The 17,869-nt window shown below is 72.9% G+C and carries 18 protein-coding genes; 8 read left to right on the forward strand and 10 right to left on the reverse strand.

Translation table 11 applies throughout. The features are described from left to right. Positions 1-217 precede the first annotated feature (217 nt). From ACFY8U_RS02440 to ACFY8U_RS02455, 4 genes are all read left to right on the forward strand, one after another. Positions 218-781: a sigma-70 family RNA polymerase sigma factor gene (locus ACFY8U_RS02440; RefSeq protein ID WP_389566106.1), complete on the forward strand. Its 564-nt coding sequence runs from the start codon at positions 218-220 to the stop codon at positions 779-781. Positions 782-785: 4 nt separating this feature from the next. Beyond that, positions 786-1,205 carry a PaaI family thioesterase gene (locus ACFY8U_RS02445; RefSeq protein ID WP_389564570.1) on the forward strand — a complete coding sequence of 140 codons (420 nt, stop codon included), beginning with the start codon at positions 786-788 and terminating at the stop codon, positions 1,203-1,205. A 197-nt stretch (positions 1,206-1,402) separates the two neighbouring features. Next, on the forward strand, positions 1,403-1,900 hold the full coding sequence (locus ACFY8U_RS02450; protein ID WP_389564572.1) for a hypothetical protein: 498 nt from the start codon (positions 1,403-1,405) through the stop codon (positions 1,898-1,900). A gap of 34 nt (positions 1,901-1,934) precedes the next feature. Further along, a complete protein-coding gene (locus ACFY8U_RS02455; RefSeq protein ID WP_389564575.1) occupies positions 1,935-2,534 on the forward strand; it encodes an NAD(P)H-dependent oxidoreductase in 600 nt (199 codons plus the stop codon). A gap of 10 nt (positions 2,535-2,544) precedes the next feature. Here the strand turns inward: ACFY8U_RS02455 and ACFY8U_RS02460 are convergent, their stop codons facing one another. From ACFY8U_RS02460 to ACFY8U_RS02495, 8 genes are all read right to left on the reverse strand, one after another. After that, on the reverse strand, positions 2,545-3,753 hold the full coding sequence (locus ACFY8U_RS02460) for a sensor histidine kinase (protein WP_389564578.1): 1,209 nt from the start codon (positions 3,751-3,753) through the stop codon (positions 2,545-2,547). Beyond that, the gene (locus ACFY8U_RS02465; RefSeq protein WP_389564581.1) at positions 3,750-5,516 is read right to left on the reverse strand and encodes a cation acetate symporter; all 1,767 of its coding nucleotides are present in this window, start codon (positions 5,514-5,516) and stop codon (positions 3,750-3,752) included. The genes ACFY8U_RS02460 and ACFY8U_RS02465 overlap by 4 nt, the downstream gene beginning before the upstream one ends. 15 nt (positions 5,517-5,531) lie before the next feature. Beyond that, on the reverse strand, positions 5,532-5,972 hold the full coding sequence (locus ACFY8U_RS02470; RefSeq protein ID WP_389564585.1) for a hypothetical protein: 441 nt from the start codon (positions 5,970-5,972) through the stop codon (positions 5,532-5,534). 97 nt (positions 5,973-6,069) lie between these two features. Continuing rightward, complete coding sequence (locus tag ACFY8U_RS02475) at positions 6,070-6,843, reverse strand: LytR/AlgR family response regulator transcription factor (protein WP_389564587.1); 774 nt, start codon at positions 6,841-6,843, stop codon at positions 6,070-6,072. Positions 6,844-6,866: 23 nt separating this feature from the next. Continuing rightward, positions 6,867-7,739: a DNA-formamidopyrimidine glycosylase family protein gene (locus ACFY8U_RS02480; RefSeq protein WP_361431214.1), complete on the reverse strand. Its 873-nt coding sequence runs from the start codon at positions 7,737-7,739 to the stop codon at positions 6,867-6,869. A gap of 37 nt (positions 7,740-7,776) precedes the next feature. Further along, positions 7,777-9,168, reverse strand: a complete 1,392-nt coding sequence (locus ACFY8U_RS02485; RefSeq protein ID WP_389564590.1) for a wax ester/triacylglycerol synthase family O-acyltransferase — start codon at positions 9,166-9,168, stop codon at positions 7,777-7,779. Between the two features lie 74 nt (positions 9,169-9,242). Then, positions 9,243-11,348, reverse strand: coding sequence for a SpoIIE family protein phosphatase (locus ACFY8U_RS02490; RefSeq protein ID WP_389564593.1), 2,106 nt, complete (start codon positions 11,346-11,348; stop codon positions 9,243-9,245). A gap of 50 nt (positions 11,349-11,398) precedes the next feature. Beyond that, a complete protein-coding gene (locus ACFY8U_RS02495; protein WP_389564596.1) occupies positions 11,399-12,478 on the reverse strand; it encodes a DUF6777 domain-containing protein in 1,080 nt (359 codons plus the stop codon). A gap of 233 nt (positions 12,479-12,711) precedes the next feature. Between ACFY8U_RS02495 and ACFY8U_RS02500 the strand changes: the two genes are divergently transcribed. The 4 genes from ACFY8U_RS02500 to ACFY8U_RS02515 are packed head-to-tail and all read left to right on the forward strand — an operon-like array spanning position 12,712 to position 15,826. Next, the gene (locus tag ACFY8U_RS02500; protein WP_389566108.1) at positions 12,712-13,605 is read left to right on the forward strand and encodes a YndJ family protein; all 894 of its coding nucleotides are present in this window, start codon (positions 12,712-12,714) and stop codon (positions 13,603-13,605) included. Then, positions 13,593-14,147, forward strand: coding sequence for a DUF1990 domain-containing protein (locus tag ACFY8U_RS02505; RefSeq protein WP_361431207.1), 555 nt, complete (start codon positions 13,593-13,595; stop codon positions 14,145-14,147). Before ACFY8U_RS02500 ends, ACFY8U_RS02505 begins: the two co-directional genes overlap by 13 nt. Before the next feature lie 53 nt (positions 14,148-14,200). Beyond that, positions 14,201-14,371: a hypothetical protein gene (locus ACFY8U_RS02510; protein WP_361431204.1), complete on the forward strand. Its 171-nt coding sequence runs from the start codon at positions 14,201-14,203 to the stop codon at positions 14,369-14,371. A gap of 33 nt (positions 14,372-14,404) precedes the next feature. Next, positions 14,405-15,826, forward strand: a complete 1,422-nt coding sequence (locus tag ACFY8U_RS02515; RefSeq protein ID WP_389564599.1) for a lipase maturation factor family protein — start codon at positions 14,405-14,407, stop codon at positions 15,824-15,826. 84 nt (positions 15,827-15,910) lie between these two features. Here ACFY8U_RS02515 and ACFY8U_RS02520 read toward each other — a convergent pair whose 3' ends face one another. Both ACFY8U_RS02520 and ACFY8U_RS02525 read right to left on the reverse strand, forming a co-directional pair. Next, positions 15,911-16,081, reverse strand: coding sequence for a hypothetical protein (locus tag ACFY8U_RS02520; RefSeq protein ID WP_361431199.1), 171 nt, complete (start codon positions 16,079-16,081; stop codon positions 15,911-15,913). 270 nt (positions 16,082-16,351) lie between these two features. Continuing rightward, positions 16,352-17,827 (reverse strand): SDR family NAD(P)-dependent oxidoreductase, encoded by a 1,476-nt coding sequence (locus ACFY8U_RS02525; protein ID WP_389564602.1) that lies wholly within the window; start codon positions 17,825-17,827, stop codon positions 16,352-16,354. Between the last annotated feature and the right edge of the window lie 42 nt (positions 17,828-17,869).

A 17,869-nucleotide genomic window follows, 5' to 3' on the forward strand; every position in this document is an offset into this window, starting at 1 on the left:
GTTTGCCGCAGTCAAGAGTCAAAGCCGCATCGGACTCAAAGCACGCTTAATCGGATCAAGCGGCTCCGCCTGACCGCTCACCGCACCATTCGCCGCTCGGTGCGACCGCTCGTCGCAGACAGTTGCCCGTTCCCTGTCCCTTGTCGCCCACATGCGTTCGTATACGCCCCGGGACGACGAGCCGGCAGAAGAGGTGTGGAGCATGACAACGGCGACCGTGACGACGGGGAAGGCGACGACGGACGAGCGGGCCCTCGCGGAGCTGCAGCGTGACCACGGCCAGGCCCTCCTCGGCTTTCTGCTCGGGCTCACCTACGGGGACCAGCAGCGCGCGGAGGATCTGGTGCAGGAGACGCTGGTACGGGCCTGGCTCCACCCGGAGGCCTTCGACAGCCCCTACGAGTCGATGCGCCCCTGGCTCTTCACCGTGGCCCGGCGCCTCGCCATCGACGCCCGGCGCTCCCGGCTCGCAAGGCCCGCCGAGATCGGCGACGGGATGCTCGCCACCACGCCCGACCCGGCCGACGCCACCGAGTCCGCGGTGGCCGCGCTCGACGTACGCGAGGCCGTCCGGGGCCTCAGCCCGGAACACCGCGCGGTCCTGGTCAGCCTCTACTTCCGGGGCCTGACCGTCAACGAGGCCGCGGCCGACCTCGGCATCCCCGCCGGGACCGTCAAGTCCCGCTCGCACTACGCGCTGCGGCAGCTCGGACACCGGCTGCCCGACTACCGGCCGCGCCGACGTGCCGTTGCCCGCCGGATGACTGCGGCCGCACAATGACGGCGTGACGCCGACGCTGACTCTTGCCGCCGCCGAAAAGGTCCTCGCCGACAACTTCGCCCCCTGGGTGCTCGATCTGGGACTCTCCGTGGTCTCGGTCGACGCCGAGGAGGCGGTGCTCCGCCTCCCCTGGTCCGACCGGCTCGCCCGGGAGGGCGGGGGCCTGTCGGGCCAGGCGCTGATGGCCGCCGCCGACACGGCGACGGTGATCGCGGTCGCCGCGGCCCGCGGCGGCTTCGTGCCGATGACGACGGTGCAGCAGTCCATCAGCTTCCAGCGGGCGGTGCTCGGTGCGGACGTGCTGGTACGGGCCCGGCTCACCAAGGCGGGCCGCCGGATGGCGTTCGCGGACATCACGATGACGGCCGAGGGCACGGACGAGATCGCCGCGCACGCGACGGCGGTGTACGCGCTCCTCGGCTGAGGCACCGGGCGTCCCACCGCCCCGCGCGCCCCGGGCGTCTCCCCGCCCTCCTGGTGCCACAGGGGCACCGATCCGGCGGAGAAACGTATCCGAAACCACACCGGCGAGTTGAGTAAAGAGCGACCCACACGCGTCTTCCTCGGTGGAGGCTCGTGTTCGGGATCGCCGACCGACATGTCCGGGAGAAGGTGGGAGCGTTGCTGCCCGAGAGTACGAACGGCACCAGCGGGGGCGGGCTCGCCGTCCCGATGGCGTGGCTGTGTGCCGAGTTCATAGCCGACGATCTGCTCCGCGCCGGCTGTCTGGTCGCGCCCGGCACCCTGGAGTACCGGGCCGGTCTGCAGACGCTCGCGCTCACCATCCATCTCTGCGAGGGGGCCGAGGCCCTGGGCGGGGCGCGGTCCGCGGGCCGGCTCGACGAGTGGCTGTCCAGGACCGCGTACGACCACCCCTGGCCGCAGTGGGTCCGCGCGCGGCTGGCCGAGCGTGCCCGCGTCGGCGGGGACGGCCCGGACCTCGCCATGGCCCGCGAGACCTGGCGCCTCCTGGAGGCGACGTCGGTACGGGCGACCGACCTGGGCGGGCTGCCACCGGCGGGGCTCGGCTGCCTCCCCGTCGAGGAGTCGACGCAAGTGTGGATGCCCGCCTGGCAGTTGGGTCTCCCGCTCGGCCATCTGGCGCTGCATCTCTACTGACCACGAGAAGCTCGCCTGGGCCGACACCCTGATCGTGCAGTTTCCGTTGTGGTGGTACGGGATGCCCGCGATCCTCAAGGGCTGGTTCGACCGTGTCTTCGTCCGCGGCTTCGCCTTCGGCCTCCACGACGAACAGGGCCGCCAACTGCGCTACGGCGAGGGTGCGCTGGCGGGCAAGCGGGCCATGGTCGTCGTCAGCGCGGGTGCCCGCGAGGCCAGCCTGGGGCCACGCGGGATCAACGGCTCCCTGGACGAGCTGCTCTTCCCCCTCCAGCACGGCACGCTCTGGTACGCCGGCATCGACGTCCTGCCGCCGCTGTTGGTTCACGGAGCAGACTGCGTGGACGCCGCCGCCTACACCGCCCACGCGGACGCTCTGCGCCGGCGTCTCAAGGACCTCCCCGACACCGATCCCCTGCCCTTCCGCCACCAGAACCGCGGGGACTACGACGAGAACCTGGTCCTGCGCCCCGGCCACCGCCGGTCTCGCAGCCCATTACCGCACGGCAACCGGCCGTCCCGCTCCCGACCACACCTGACGAGCGCTCCAGGCGAGTGCGCCGGGACTTCGGTCGCGCGGGGGCGGACTCACGGAGACCGCCCCTCGATCGTGCGGCAACGCCGCAGAAAGTGACGGGCAGGCCCTACGGGGCCGTCGGGTGCACCCCTGAGCGGTACTTGGGAATCCGTACCGTCACCTTCATCCCCGCACCGATTCCCGTCTCGATGACAAGACCGTGCTCCGCCCCGTACACCTGGCGCAGGCGCTCGTCGACGTTGGACAGGCCGATGCCCGATCCGGTGGGCCGCTCCCCCAGCAGGATCGCGCGCAGGACGTCGGGGTCCATGCCCACGCCGTCGTCCTCGATCACGACCACCGCCTCCGCCCCGGCGTCACGGGCGGCGATCGTGACCCGGCAGGCGTTCACACTGTCTTCCAGGCCGTGCTTCACGGCGTTCTCCACGAGCGGCTGGAGACAGAGGAACGGCAGCGCCACCGGCAGCACCTCGGGCGCGATCTGCAGGGTGACCTTGAGGCGGTCGCCGAAGCGGGCCCCGGCGAGCGCCAAGTACTGCTCGATGGCGCGCAGTTCGTCGGCGAGCTGGGCGAACTCCCCGTGTCTGCGGAAGGAGTACCGGGTGAAGTCGGCGAACTCCAGGAGCAGCTCCCGCGCCCGTTCGGGGTCGGTGCGGACGAACGAGGCGATCGCTGCCAGGGAGTTGAAGATGAAGTGCGGCGAGATCTGGGCGCGCAGGGCCCGGATCTCCGCCTCCACGATCCTGGTCCGTGACCGGTCGAGCTCGGCCAGTTCGAGCTGGACGGAGACCCAGCGGGCGACCTCCGTCGCGGCCCGTACGAGCACGGCCGACTCCCGCGAACCGTAGGCGACGAGCGCGCCGAGGACGCCGTCCTCTCCGGTGAGCGGAGCGATGACCGCCCAGCGAAGCGGGCAGTCGACGTCGGCGCAGCCGGTGTGCGCGGAGCGGCTGCGCCCGGAGCCGAGGATCGCGGACACCTGCTCCATGACGTGCTCGCGGTGGTGGCTCTCGCCCGGCCCGTCCCAGGCGAGGACGTCGGACCGGTCGGTCAGGCAGAGCGCCTCCGTCCCGAGCAGCGAGCGAAGGTGCCGGGCGGCCTTGCGCGCGGTGTCCTCGGTGAGACCGGCGCGCAGCGGCGGGGCGGCGAGCGAGGCGGTGTGCAGGGTGTGGAAGGTGGCCCGCTCGACGGGGGTGCCGAGGTCGAGGTCGGCCGCCCGGTCCCCGCGGCGGGCGGCGAGCCGCCCGAGGACGAAGCCGACGGCGAGGAGCACGGCCCCGACAGCGGCCGAGGCCGCGAGCGCGATCCCGCTCATCGCCCGGCCCCCCGCGCACCGGGCTCGGGGCGCGGCCCGTGACGCACCGGCTCCGGGCGGGCCGTCAGCTCCTCCGGCAGGTGCAGCCGGGCAAGGAGCGCCGGTGTGGCGGCCGGGATGTGCCGGGCGGTGGCGAGCGACACCAGGATCATCGTGAGGAAGCCCAGCGGAACCGACCAGACCGCCGGCCAGGCCATCAGGGTGTGCGGCCAGCCCTCCTCCGGCAGACCGGCCCGGGTCGCCATCACCGCCGTGAGCGCGGAGCCGCCGCCGAGCACCAGCCCGGCCATGGCGCCGGGCGGGGTGAGCCGGCGCCACCAGATGCCGAGGACGAGCAGCGGACAGAAGGAGGAGGCGGAGACCGCGAACGCGAGGCCGACGGCGTCCGCGACCGGCACCTTCGAGGCGAAGACCCCGGCGGTCAGCGGTACGGCGGTGGCCAGCAGGGTCGCGAGCCGGAAGTGCCGTACGCCCCGGGAGGGGAGCACGTCCTGGGTGAGGACCCCGGCGACCGCCATCGTCAGCCCTGAGGCGGTGGAGAGGAAGGCGGCGAACGCCCCGCCGGCGAGCAGCGCGCCGAGCAGGTCCCCGAGGACTCCGCCGAGCATCCGCTCGGGCAGGACGAGCACGGCTGCGTCGGCGGCTCCGGTGAGCGCCAGTTCGGGGGCGTAGATCCGGCCGAGCGCCCCGTAGACCGGTGGCAGCAGATAGAACGCGCCGATGAGACCGAGGACGACCAGCGTGGTCCGGCGCGCTGCCCGCCCGTGGGGGCTGGTGTAGAAGCGGACCGCGACATGCGGCAGGCCCATGGTGCCCAGGAAGGTGGCGAGGATCAGCCCGTACGTGGCGTAGAGCTGGTGGCCGTCGCGCCCGCCGGCCAGCGGCTGGGACCAGCCGAGGGGATCGGCTCCGGTGGAGGCCCGGGTGGGGACGGGGGCGCCCTGGGGGAACGCGAGTTCGGTACCGCCCTCGACGCGGTGGTCTCCCTCGTCCAGGGTGACGGCCCGCCCTTCGTACGGGAGGTCGTCGACGCGGCCGGTGACCGTGAGCGTGAGCGGGGCGTCGAGCTCGATCCGTACGGTGTCGGCGACATTCACGGTGGTGTGCTCGCGGAAGACGGCCGGGGCGTCGAAGCGGACACGGGGCGCGTCGTCGCCGAACCAGGCCGCGGTCAGGAAGAGAGCGGGCACGAGCAGGGCGGTGAGCTTCAGCCAGTACTGGAAGGCCTGCACGAAGGTGATGCTGCGCATGCCGCCCGCGGCGACGATGCCGGTGACGACGAGGGCGACGAGGAGTCCGCCGACCCAGTCGGGCGCCCCGGTGAGGATCTCCAGGGTGAGGCCCGCGCCCTGGAGTTGCGGAAGCAGGTAGAGCCAGCCGATGCCGACGACGAGGAGGCTGGCGAGCCGGCGGGCGGGCGGGGACTCGAGCCTGGCCTCGGCGAAGTCGGAGAGCGTGTACGCCCCCGAGCGGCGCAGCGGGGCGGCGACGAGCACGAGCAGGACCAGATAGCCGGCGGTGTAGCCGACGGGGTACCAGAGCATGTCCGGGCCCTGGACGAGGACGAGGCCCGCGATGCCGAGGAAGGAGGCGGCGGAGAGGTACTCGCCGCTGATGGCGGCGGCGTTGAGACCGGGCCGTACGGTGCGGGAGGCGACGTAGAAGTCGGAGGTCGTACGGGATATCCGCAGGCCGAGGGCGCCGATGAGCACCGTCGCCAGGACGACGGCGGTGACGGCGGCCACCGCGTAGGTGTGGTTCACGTCCGGCCCCCGCGCTCAGCGGCCCTCGACGAGACCGGTGAAGTCGCGCTCGTTGCGTTCCGCTCGGCGGACGTACCAGTGGGCGACGGCCCAGATGACGGGGTACACGCCGACTCCGAGCGCGATCCAGACGAAGGCCTCGGGCGCCGGGAGCGCGAGCAGGAGGGGAAGCGGTCCGACGCAGAGGGCCAGCGCCCCGAGCGCGGTGAGGGCGGCCCGCAGCTGGCTCCGCATGAGGGAGCGGACGTAGGTGTGGCCGAGGGTGGTCTGCTCGCTGATCTCCGAGCGGGCGGAGCGAGGTGGGGCTCCCCCCGGCAGGGGGCCGGCGGAGGGCGGGTGGCCGGGGAGGCGCTGCCGGGGCAGTCCGCTGTCACGGAGCGCGGAGGCGCGCGTGACCGTCTCGCGCCGGGGCCGGCGCGGCGGTGGTTCCTCGGACGTCGGTGTCCGCTCCGGCATCGGTCGACCTCGCAGGGGCTGTGGAGTGCACGGAGTCTACGCAGCGGTGTTCACGCACGGTAGAGGCTGAGGCCCGGCTCCCGGCACGGCGCGCGGGTCAGCCGCCCGCGCGGCGCATCAGGAGGTCACGGAGCTGGCGGGCGTGGCGGCGGCTCACGGCGAGCTCGGTGCTGCCGAGGCGGACGGAGGTGGCGCCGCCGTCGAGCCGGAGTTCGTCGATGCGGGCGAGGGCGACGAGGTGGCTGCGGTGGATCCGGACGAAGCCGCGGGCGGCCCACCGCTCCTCCAGGGTGGAGAGCGGGACACGGACGAGGTGGCTGCCCCCGTCGGTGTGCAGGCGCGCGTAGTCGCCCTGCGCCTCGACGTAGGCGATGTCGTCGACGGCCACGAACCGGGTGACCCCGCCGAGTTCGACCGGTATCTGCTCGGGCGCCGCGACGGCGGGCGCGACAGCGGGGGGCGCGGCGGGGGCCGCGGCGGCGTGCACCAGCTCGCGGACGCGGCGGACCGCCTCGGCGAGCCGCTCGCGGCGCACCGGCTTGAGGACGTAGTCCACCGCCTTGAGGTCGAAGGCCTGCACCGCGAATCCCTCGTGCGCCGTGACGAAGACGATCAGCGGGGGCCGGGCGAAGCCGGCGAGCAGGCGGGCGAGGTCGAGGCCGGTGAGCCCCGCCATGTGGATGTCGAGGAAGACGACGTCGATGGCCTCGTCCCCGTCGGGCCCGGCCTCCAGTGCCCGGCCGATCCTGCGCAGTGCCTCGGTGGCGTCGGTGGCACCTTCGGCGCTGCGGATCCGCGGGTCGGCACGGAGGAGGTAGAGCAGTTCCCCGAGGGCCGGCTCTTCGTCGTCGACGGCCAGTACGCGCAGCATGCGGCGGAGTCTAAGGGAGGACGCTATTTCAGGAACTTGGACGTCCGGCGGTCGGCGAGTGGTGTGCCGCCGGTCTGACAGGTGGGGCAGTACTGGAGCGAGGAGTCTCGATACGAGACCTCGCGGATGGTGTCGCCACAGACCGGGCAGGCCTCGCCGGTCCGGCCGTGGACCCGGAGCCCGCTCTTCTTCTCGGCCTTGAGCTTGCCGGCAGCGACGCCGTGGGAGCGCTCGACGGCTTCGCGCAGGGTGGTGCGCATCGCCTCGTACAGGACGGCGGTCTCGGCCTCGGTCAGGTTCTGGGTGGGCTTGAAGGGCGACATCTTCGCCACGTGGAGGATCTCGTCGCTGTACGCGTTGCCGATCCCGGCGATCAGACTCTGGTCGCGCAGGGCGCCCTTGAGCTGGCGCCGCTCACCGGTGAGCAGGGCGCTGAAGGCGGCGAGGTCGAACTCCTCGGCGAGCGGGTCGGGGCCGAGCCGGGCGACGCCGGGCACGTCCTGGGGGTCCCTGACCAGATGGACGGCGAGGCGTTTGGTGGTGCCGGCCTCGGTGAGGTCGAAGCCGTCGCCGCCGGTGAGCGCGGTCCGCAGGGCGAGCGGCCCCTTGCCGGGGCGCGGGGCGCCGGAGGGCAGGGGGTCCTTCCACTGGAGCCAGCCCGCCCGCGCCAGATGGATCAGGAGGTGGAGCCGCCCCGCGGCGCCGTCGGTGGCGATGTCGAGGAACTTGCCGTGCCGGGCGATCCCGGTGACGGTGGCGCCCTCGACGGCGCTCAGGGGCGGGTCGTACGTCTTGAGCACGCTGATCGCGACGGGCAGGGCGCGGGCGATCTCCTTGCCCACCAGATGCTCGTCGAGGAACTCTCGCAGGGCTTCCACCTCGGGCAGTTCGGGCATGGCTCCACCCTGCCGCAGCCGCCGCCGGGACGCGCGCTCAGTCGGCCTTCTCGAGGAGATCGAGTTCGTCGGAGAGCGCGGCGGCCAGCGCGTCGAGGTCGGGAACGGCCTTGCCGTCGGCGACCAGGCCGACATGGACCCGGCCTCCGTACGGGGACATCGCGACGGCGAGCGCCTGGCCGCGGGCGAGCGGGGCCATCGGGAAGAGGGTGCGCAGCGGTGCTCCGCCGAGGGAGAGGGCCGAGCGGGGCAGCGGCACGTTGGTGACCAGGACGTCGAAGAGGAGCCGCGCGGCGCCGCCGGCCAGCGGGGCGCCGAAGCGGTGGGCGAGCGGAGGCAGTTGGTCGACGAGGACCGCCACGGCTCCGGGGCCCCGCAGCGGCCCGTCGGCCTTGTTGCGGTCCATGGCCCGGCGTACGGCGGTGAGCCGGGCGGCGGGGTCGGGCTCGGTGACCGGCAGGGTGAGGAGGTAGGCGGAGAAGCTGTTGCCGGAGGCCACCGGAGAGCCGGGCCGCCGGCGGGAGACGGGGACAAGGGCGCGCGGGTCTGCGCCCGGGAGCGGTTCGCCGCGCTCGTCGAGCCAGCGGCGCAGCGCTCCGGCGACCACGGCGAGCAGGACGTCGTTGGCGGTGCCGCCCGAGGTGCGGCGGATCCGGTGGACGCGTTCCAGGTCGAGGACGGCGGTGGCGACCCTGCGGGTGCCGCTGGAGTCAGCGGCGAGTGCGCCCGTGCCCGGCGGGTCTAGCCGGCCGGCCCGGGCGACCGAGGCGCCGACCACGGAGGCGCCGACCTCGACGGCACGGCCGAGGTCGCCGATGCGCTCGCGCGCGGCGCCGACGATCCGGCCGGGGCCGGGGAGCCAGGAGCGCGGCGGTACGGCGACCGGCCGCCACCGCCCGTCCGGGGAGTCGCCTCGCGCGGCCCCCTTCCTTCCCGTACGGCGGGCGAGGGCGGCGATCTCGTCGAAGATCCCGGCGCCGATGGCGACGGCCCGCATGCCGTCGGCGAGGGCGTGGTGGAGCTTGACGAGGACGGCGAACGAGCCGTCGGGCGCGCCGGTGAGCAGGTACATCTCCCAGGGCGGCAGCCCGCGTTCGACGGGCCGCTCCATCAGCTCTCCGGCCAGGCGGGCGGTCTCGGCGCCGAAGTCGGCGCCCGGCAGTGCGATCTCCCGCACGTGGCGTCGTACGTCGAACTGCTTGTCGGTGGCCCATGCGGCGCCGCCGACGGGCAGCAGGACGTCGCGGACCCTCATCCGCAGGCGCGGGATCGCGGCCGCGCGGTTTCCGAGCAGCTCCAGGACGGCGGACGGGTCGCCGTCGCCGGGGAGCGGGCCGAAGTGGGCGAGGGCGCCCAGGTGCATGGGGTGGTCGGTGGATTCGAGATGCCAGAAAGCCAGATCGAGAGGTGCCAGAAGCTCACTGCTCAAGAGATCCCCATGTCCTAGGGTGGCGAGAAACCAGGTGGCGGAAACCGCAGTCAATCGCGTGCGGTCCATTACGGTCAAGTACGATCTGTGTACGCAGAGTTAACAATGAATTCGCACCAGACGCACTTGCCGCTGCCACGCGATTCGACGCCCCAGACGTCCGAGATCCGGTCCACGAGCATCAGACCCCGGCCCGAGACGCCCGCCTCGCCCGCCTCACGGCGCCGCGGCAGCGCGCTGGAACGGTCCTCCACCTCCACCCGGAGCCGCCGTTCCGGACCCGCCAGCATGCGCAGGGTCACGATCGCCCCGCCGTCGGTGTGCATCAGCGCGTTGGTGATCAGCTCGTCGGCGGCCAGCTCGATCTCGTCCGAGCGATCGCCCGCTCCCCAGGCCCGTACGGCGGCGCGGATCATGTGCCGGGCCGACCGCAGCGCCTCCGGGTCGCTCTGCGCCACGTGCTGCTGGAGCCGGCCGCCGGACTGCGGGAAGTACGCCCCCTGCCTCCGCAGCAGCAGAAGCGCCACGTCGTCCTCGCCGCCCCGCTCGTCGACGACCTCGCAGAGGTGCTCGGCGAGCTGCTGGAGGTCGCGCGGCCCCTGCTCCACCAGCGAGGACAGCCATTGCAGCCCGTCGTCGAGATCGGAGCCGGGCCTCTCGACCATTCCGTCGGTGTACAGCAGCAGGGTCTGCCCCGGGGACAGCCCCAGCGTCGTCGAGGGGTAGTCGAGGCGGTCGAACTCGGCCGAGAGGCCCAGCGGAAGCCCGCCGTCCACGGGCAGCCGGCGACAGCTTCCGTCGGTGTCCAGGAGCAGCGGGTCGACATGCCCGGCGCGGACCACCTGCATGGCACCGGTCGTGAGGTCCGCCTCCACATAGGTGCAGGTGGCGAAGCGGTCGGTGTCCAGCTCATGGAGGAAGACCGAGGCACGGGCCATCACCGTCGCGGGCGTGTGGCCCTCGGCGGCGTAGGCGCGCAGCACGATCCTCAGCTGTCCCATCACGGCCGCGGCATGGGTGTCGTGCCCCTGGACGTCTCCGATGACGGCGCCGACCCGGCCGCCGGGCAGCGGGATGAGGTCGTACCAGTCGCCGCCGATGTCCCGGCCGAGGCGGGCGGAGCGGTAGCGGACGGCTATCTGGGAGCCGGGCACGTCGGGGATGCGGCGCGGCAGCATCGCCTGCTGGAGCCCCTCGGCCAGGTCGTGTTCCTGCTCGTAGAGCATCGCGCGTGCGAGGCTCTGCGCGATGCTGCTGCCGAGCGCGACCAGCAGATTGCGCTCGTCGGCGCTGAAGCCGTTCCGGTCGCTGTAGAGCAGCCCGAGCGCGCCGATCGGCCGTGCCTGGGCGATCAGCGGGAGGTAGGCCGCCGAGGTGATGCCTAGCCCGCTGATGTGGGGCCACAGGATCGGGTACGACGCTGCGAAGTCCTCCGGCGACTCGATGAACCGGGGCCTGAGGGTCCGGATCACCTCACCCATGGGGTACGGCTCGTCCACCCGGGTGAAGCGCGTGCCGGGTACGAAGGCGCCCTGAGGGCCCTCGGCGACGAGATGGATCCGGCCGGACTCCAGGAGCCCCATGACCAGGCTGGTGGCGCCGAAGTACTCCAGGCCGTGCGAGTCGCTGAGGAGGTCGATGACGTCCTGCACGGTCCGGGCGTGGGCGAGGGCCGCCGTCGTGCGCTCCACCACGCTGGTGCGTTCCCTCCGGCCCTCGTCCAGGCCGAGCCGGGCGGCCTGCTCGGTCACCTCCTCCGAGGCGTCCCGGACGATGCCGACGATCCGGACGGGGCGGCCGGCCTCGTCCCGCAGGACCTGGCCCTCGGTGTGTGTCCAGCGGGGTGCGCCGCTCCGCAGCCGGACGCGAAAGTACGCGCCGTAGTGATCGCTGCCGTCCTTCAGTGCGTGACTGACGAGCGTGTCGAGCTGCCGTCGTTCGTCGGGCATCACGCGGGGCCCCAGGGTGACGGGGTGGTCGTCGTACTCCTCGGGGCGCATGTCGAAGACCCTCAGGGCGCTGTCGTCCATGGTCATCAGACCGGTGAGCAGGTCCCAGTCGAAGCTGCCCATGCGGAACGCCCGGCCGTGGTCCCGGAGGAAGCAGCAGCTGACACCGCCCGTGCCCGATGTACAGCGGCAGGGCTCCGCCGCCTCGCCACCCCCGCTTCCCGCGCTCATGTGGCCACGCTAGGCGCAGGCCCGGCGGTGCGCACGGCGGAGATCACGCCTCAGCCCTCGAAGGTCTCCGGCTGCTGGGGAGCCGTCTCCATCGGGAACAGGTCCTCGAAGGACGGCCCTTCGGGCTCGTACTCGGGCTCCGGCTCCGGCTGCGGTTCCACGGGCGGCTCCGACCAGGTCGGGGGCGGCGGGGACGCGTCGTCGGGCGAGGTGGAGCCGTCGGGGCGCACGGACTCGCCGCGGTCGGGCTCGGGCGAGCCGTCCGGTACCGAGGGGGACGGCACGGGGGACGGCGTTCCGGTGAGGTCGCACGTGGCAGGGTCGCAGGGCGGGATCACGGTCGGTCGGGTGTCCCGCTCGCCGTCGGTACCCGTCTTCCGTTCGATCCAGGTGTTGTCGGCGACGTTCACGATGACCAGGCTGGTGACGACGGTCGTCGTCGGCCGGATGACCACGACACGGTCGGGGTGGTAGCCGGACCAGGGCTGCCCTCGGTGGGTGGCACCCTGGACGGCGACCGGTGAGCGCAACGGGTTTCCGCAGGCGCAGCGGACGCGCGGCGCGCCGTACTGGTCGACGAGGACCGCCGTACCGGCCTGGAGGACGGACTGGTACGCGGTGGCCGCTCCGTCGCGGAAGCCGTGGTTGGTGACGCGGGTGTCGGCGCGCAGGACGACGGGGGTGAGGCCACGCAGCCAGTCGGCGGCCCCGGCCTCGGGGATGCCGGCCGCCTCGGCGAAGGCACGGGTCCTGACCCGGTCGCGCGCGAGGAGGACGACCTGCTGCTCGACGTCACAGCTGGCGGTTTGCCGGGTGCCGCCGTAGAGACCGGGGGTGGATCCCGTGACCTCGCGGACCGCTCCGGCGGTGGGGGTGCCGGGCGGGGCCGTGGTGGCCGGGGACGGGGCGCCGGCCCTTGCCGTGGACGCCGTGAACGGGTCCGGGCCCTGGGCGACGACCGGCTGGAGGACGACCTCCCGGGACACGGCGGCGGTCCGGTCCGCGGCGGCGCCGCCTTCGCCCGCGTCCCCGCTCGCCGAGCAGCCCGCCAGGACCAGCGCGACAGTCAGCGCGCCGACGGCCAGTGCGGTGACGTGGGGTCGTGGTGACCGGCGTCTGGGTGAGCGCACGTGGATCTCCCGCCTCTCTCCACCCGGAGACATTCCTTCATGTCTGTCGCACCGGGGCGTCGCCCGCAAGCGGGACCGGGCCGATCGGGTCGGGCCGGCCGATGGTGACCGGTCGGCCGAGGTCGGCCCAGGTCGGCCCGGGTCGGCCGAAAACAGGGACTTGAACACGTTCAAGGAAGGACCTAGTCTCTGGTCCAGCGAGTTTGAACACGTTCAATCCAGGGGTGGATGCCATGTCCGTGCTGGTCGGTCTCATCGTGATGCTGGGCATGTTCGTGGTCGTCCCGGCCGGTCTGGCGCTGATCGACGGCCCGCGGCCGCGCGGTCTCCTGCTGCTCCGCCGGACCTGGCCGCTGCTCGCCCTGCCCGGAGCGGTGGCCCTCTGGCTCCCCCGCTCCCCCACCGCCGCGGCGCTCGCCGCCGTCTACGCGCTGGCCACGCTCGCGCTCGCGCTCTGCGCCCCGGCCCGGCTCGTGGCGCTCCTCCGTCCCCCTCCCGCCGAGGGGCCCCGGGGCAGGCTCCGGTCGCTCGCCCCCTCGGAGGTCGCCGTGCTCACCGCGCTCGTGACCCCGTCGGTGGCGGGCCTCGCCCTCGTCGCCGAGCGCGCCGGACACGAGCTGCTCGGCTTCGACCTCGACATCCTGGCCCTGACCGTGCCCCACTTCCACTTCGCCGGCTTCGCCGCCGCCCTCGTGGCCGGTCTGGTCTGCCGTACGTCCGACGGACCCGGCACCCGCTTCGCCGCACTCAGCGTCCCGCTCGGCACGCTGCTCGTCCTGATCGGCTACTTCGTCGACGACTGGGCCGAGCTCGCCGGGGCGGTCGTCCTCACCGCCGGGATGTGGGCCGTCGCGCTGCCGACCTGGCGTGATCTGCGGACCGGCGCCCCCGACCGAGTCACCCGCGGGCTCCTCGCCGTCTCGGCCGTCGTCCTGGTGGCGACCATGCTGCTCGCCCTCAGCTGGGCGCTCGGCGAGGCCACCGGGCTGCCCCACCCGAACCTGACCTGGATGGCCGCGACCCACGGCCTCGGCAACGCCCTCGGTTTCGCGCTCTGTTCGCTGCTCGCCTGGCGCCGCCTGCGGGCGGCCGCCCCTTCGAAGGAGACCGCCCCATGGCCCGTCTGATCCGCGACCTCGCCACTCCGGCCGCCGCGCCCCTGAACTACCGCGAGGTCGGCGCCACCGCACGCGACGTACTGCCCGGCGGGTATCACCACCTCCACCACATGGTCCGCGTCGGCCGGGGCCGGGACGCCTTCGAGTGCGCCGGGGCCGCCGTCACGACCTGGCGGATGCACCGCGCCTCGGGCGCCCGGGTCCGCAGCCGGGCGGAGCGCGCCGAACCCGGCGCGTTCGTCGAGGTCTCGATCGGCGCCGGTCCCGTCCGCTTCGCCGCACCCTGTGAGGTGATCTGGACGGCGTACGAGAAGGACCGCATCGGCTTCGCGTACGGCACCCGAGCCGGGCACCCCGAGCGCGGCGAGGAGTCCTTCGTCGTCGATCTCCACCCCGACGGCACGGTCTGGTTCACGGTCACCGCCTTCAGCCGGCCCGCCGCCTGGTACACACGCCTCGGCGGCCGCCTCGTCCCCGTCCTCCAGCACGCCTACGCGCGCCGCCTCGGCCGCACGCTCCGAGGCGTCGTCGCGGGACAGGCCACGGGGTGACACCCGGGGTTACGCTCCCTCTATAGGCAGACGTCCCGACCCTGGAGGCGGCCGTGAGCCAGAACCAGTACGACCTGTACAGCACTCCCTCGCAGGCCGAGGGCGAGCGGCTCGAAGAGGACATGGACGCCCTCCAGCGGGACCACCGCCACCCCGCCACCGCCCGCACGACGCCGTCCCAGGCGGAGGGCGTGCGCAGCCTGGACGAGGAGGAGAAGGGCTGACGCCCGGTCCGGACAGCGCCGATACTGGAAGCGATGGAGTGGTTCACCGCACCGGACTACTGGCTGAGCCGGATCGTCTTCCAGCGGGGGCTCGCGGGCCTCTACCTCGTGGCCTTCCTGTCGGCCGCTCTCCAGTTCCGTGCCCTCATCGGCGAGCGCGGCATGCTCCCCGTACCGGAGTATCTGCGCCGGGTGGGGCCGCGCCAGACCCCCAGCCTCTTCCACTGGCGCTACTCGGACCGCCTGTTCGCCACGGTCGCCTGGACCGGCGCCGTGCTGGCACTCGCCCTGGTGGCGGGCGCGGGTGATGCCGTCCCGCTCGCCGTCTCGATGCTCTGGTGGGCGGTGCTCTGGGCCCTTTATCTCTCGATCGTCAACGTCGGTCAGACCTGGTACAGCTTCGGCTGGGAATCGCTGCTCCTCGAAGCCGGCTTCCTCGCGGTCTTCCTCGGCAACGACGACATCGCGCCACCCGTCCTCGTCCTGGTGCTGCTGCGCTGGCTGCTCTTCCGCGTCGAGTTCGGGGCGGGTCTCATCAAGATCCGCGGTGACCGCTGCTGGCGGAACCTGACCTGCCTCTACTTCCACCACGAGACCCAGCCGATGCCCGGGCCGCTCAGCTGGTTCTTCCACCGTCTGCCCCGCCCGCTGCACCGGGCGGAGGTGGCGGCGAACCATGTCGTCCAGCTGCTGGTCCCGGTGCTGCTCTTCACTCCGCAGCCGGTGGCGACGGTCGCCGCCGGTCTGATGGTGGCGACCCAGCTGTGGCTGGTCCTCTCGGGGAACTTCGCCTGGCTGAACTGGCTGACGATCGTCCTCGCGCTCTCCGCCGTGGACGGCTCGCTCCTCGTGGGCGACCACCCACAGCCCGACCCGCCGCTCTGGTACGTCGTCGTGGTCGTCGCCGTGACCGCCCTCGTCCTCCTCCGCAGCTACCGGCCGGCGCGCAACCTGCTCTCGCGGCGCCAGGCCATGAACCGCTCGTACGACCCGTTCCACCTGGTCAACTCGTACGGCGCCTTCGGCACGGTCGGCCGGATCCGGGACGAGATCGTCGTCGAGGGCACCGACGAGCGGGTGCCGCACGCGGGCACGGTGTGGAAGGAGTACGGCTTCAAGGGCAAGCCAGGGGATCCGCGGAGGGTGCCTCGCCAGTTCGCTCCGTACCATCTGCGGCTCGACTGGCTGATGTGGTTCGCGGCGCTCTCACCCGCGTACGCCCGTGACTGGTTCGGGCCGTTCGTGGAACGGCTGCTCGAAGGAGATCGCGACACACTGCGGCTGCTGCGGCACAACCCGTTCCCCGACGCGCCGCCCGCCCTCGTCCGGGCCCGCCTCTACCGCTACCGGTTCACGACCTGGCGGGAGCTGCGGGAGACCGGGGCGTGGTGGCATCGCACTCTGGTGCGGGAGTACCTGCCGCCGGTCGGGCTCGGCACCACGGTCCGACGCTGACGGCCCCTGCGCGCCGGGGCGGGGCCGGGCAGCCCCGTGCCCCCGGGCGCGGGGCGGCCGGGGGCACGGGTGAAGCGGTACGACTCAGTCGATACCGGGCAGGATGTGGGGCTCCGCGAGGTCGTCCTCGTAGCCCGCCAGCCGGATCGGTGCAGCATGCGCCCACACATCGAGGCTTCCCAGCTCGCCGGGGCGGTGGGGCCGCTCCGGTCGTTCGGCCGGTCGCTGTTCCTGCTTCGTCAGTTCTGGTGTCACCGCGCACTCCCTTGTGTCGCGTACCTATGAGGACATGGCCGTTTCGGTCGCGGTGGCGCCGGCTTTAGGGCGGGACCGCGGCCTTGGTGGCAGGCCAGTCCCCAGGCCGACCGTGAGGATTTGGTGAATCCCTGGTGGTCGACCGTGGGCATCAGACTAACCAAATGAGCGCGCCAACGCTCCATGGGGCTGAGAAGTGTGACGCAATCGAGTGAATTTCGGACATCGGAGCGGTTTAGCGCGGTGATCCGAGCCGTTTGACGCGGTGATCTACCAGTTGCCGGGCGCGTAGTCCTTGAGGAAGCAGCCGTAGAGATCCTCGCCCGCCTCGCCACGCACGACGGGGTCGTAGACGCGGGCGGCGCCGTCGACCAGGTCGAGCGGGGCGTGGAAGCCCTCCTCGGCCAGCCGCAGCTTGTCGAAGTGGGGACGCTCGTCGGTGATCCAGCCGGTGTCGACCGAGGTCATGAGGATGCCGTCGGACTGGAACATCTCCTGGGCGCTGGTGCGCGTCACCATGTTCATCGCGGCCTTCGCGGCGTTGGTGTTCGGGTGGCCCGCCCCCTTGTAGCCGCGGCCGAAGACGCCCTCCATCGCGGAGACGTTGACGATGTAGGCCCGCCCGCTGGCCGCCTTCCTGGCCGCGTCGGCCATGACCGGCCGCAGCGCGCTGATCAGGATGAACGGCGACGTGTAGTTGCACAGCTGGGTCTCGAGCAGCTCCACCGGGGAGATCTGGTCGATCGTCTGCACCCAGGTGTTGCTCTCGACGACGTCCGGGACGAGCCCGCCGGCGTCGATGGCGCTGCCGTCGCGGTGGCGCTCGACGCTGGCGTTGCCCGCGACCAGCGCGAGGTCGGCGACCTTCTGCGCGTCGAGGCCGCTGACGCCGACGGGCAGCGCGGTCAGCCCGTCCACCGCGCCGGAGTTGAAGGCGCCGATCACGTGGTGAGCGGGGAGCTCCCCGGCGGGCAGCGGCACGCTCTCGCCCTCGACGAGGGCGGCGTACGCGGAGGGGAGCCGGCGCACGGTCTGCGTCGCGTTGTTGATGAGGATGTCCAGCGGACCCTGCTCGGCGACCTGCTCGGCCAGGGCGACGGCCTGCGCGGGGTCGCGCAGGTCGATGCCGACGACCTCCAGCCGGTGCATCCAGTCCGCCGAGTCCTCCATGGCCTTGAAGCGGCGGATGGCGTCCTTGGGGAAGCGGGTCGTGATCGTGGTGTGCGCGCCGTCGCGCAGCAGGCGCAGGGCGATGTACATCCCGATCTTGGCCCGGCCTCCGGTGAGGAGCGCGCGCTTGCCGGTGAGGTCGGTGCGGGCGTCGCGGCGCATCCGGTTCTCTGCGGCGCACGGCTGGCAGAGCTGGTGGTAGAAGTAGTCGACCTCGACGTACCGGGTCTTGCAGACGTAGCAGGACCGGGGGCGCTGGAGTATCCCCGCGATCCGGCCGGCCTCGGTGACGGACGAGGGCAGGAGGCCTTCGGTCTCGTCGTCGATGCGCTGGGCGGAGCCGGTGGCGGTGGCTTCGGTGACCGCCTTGTCGTTCGCGGTCTTCGCGGCCCGGCGCTCCTGGCGCCGGCGCTGCTTCACCGTGCGGTAGATGCCGGCGGTGGCGCGACGGACGGCGATCGCGTCCGGGTGGTCGACGTCCAGCTTGTCGAGCTCGTCGAGCACGCTCAGGCAGACGGCCAGGCGATCGGGGTCGATACCCGGCCCGTACCCCTGGGTTTCTTCGGTCACCGTCATGGCCTCTGCCGTTCCTTGATCGCGGGTCGTTCCAGTCGTTCC

Source organism: Streptomyces sp. NPDC012508, from assembly GCF_042902595.1.
Lineage (GTDB): Bacteria > Actinomycetota > Actinomycetes > Streptomycetales > Streptomycetaceae > Streptomyces.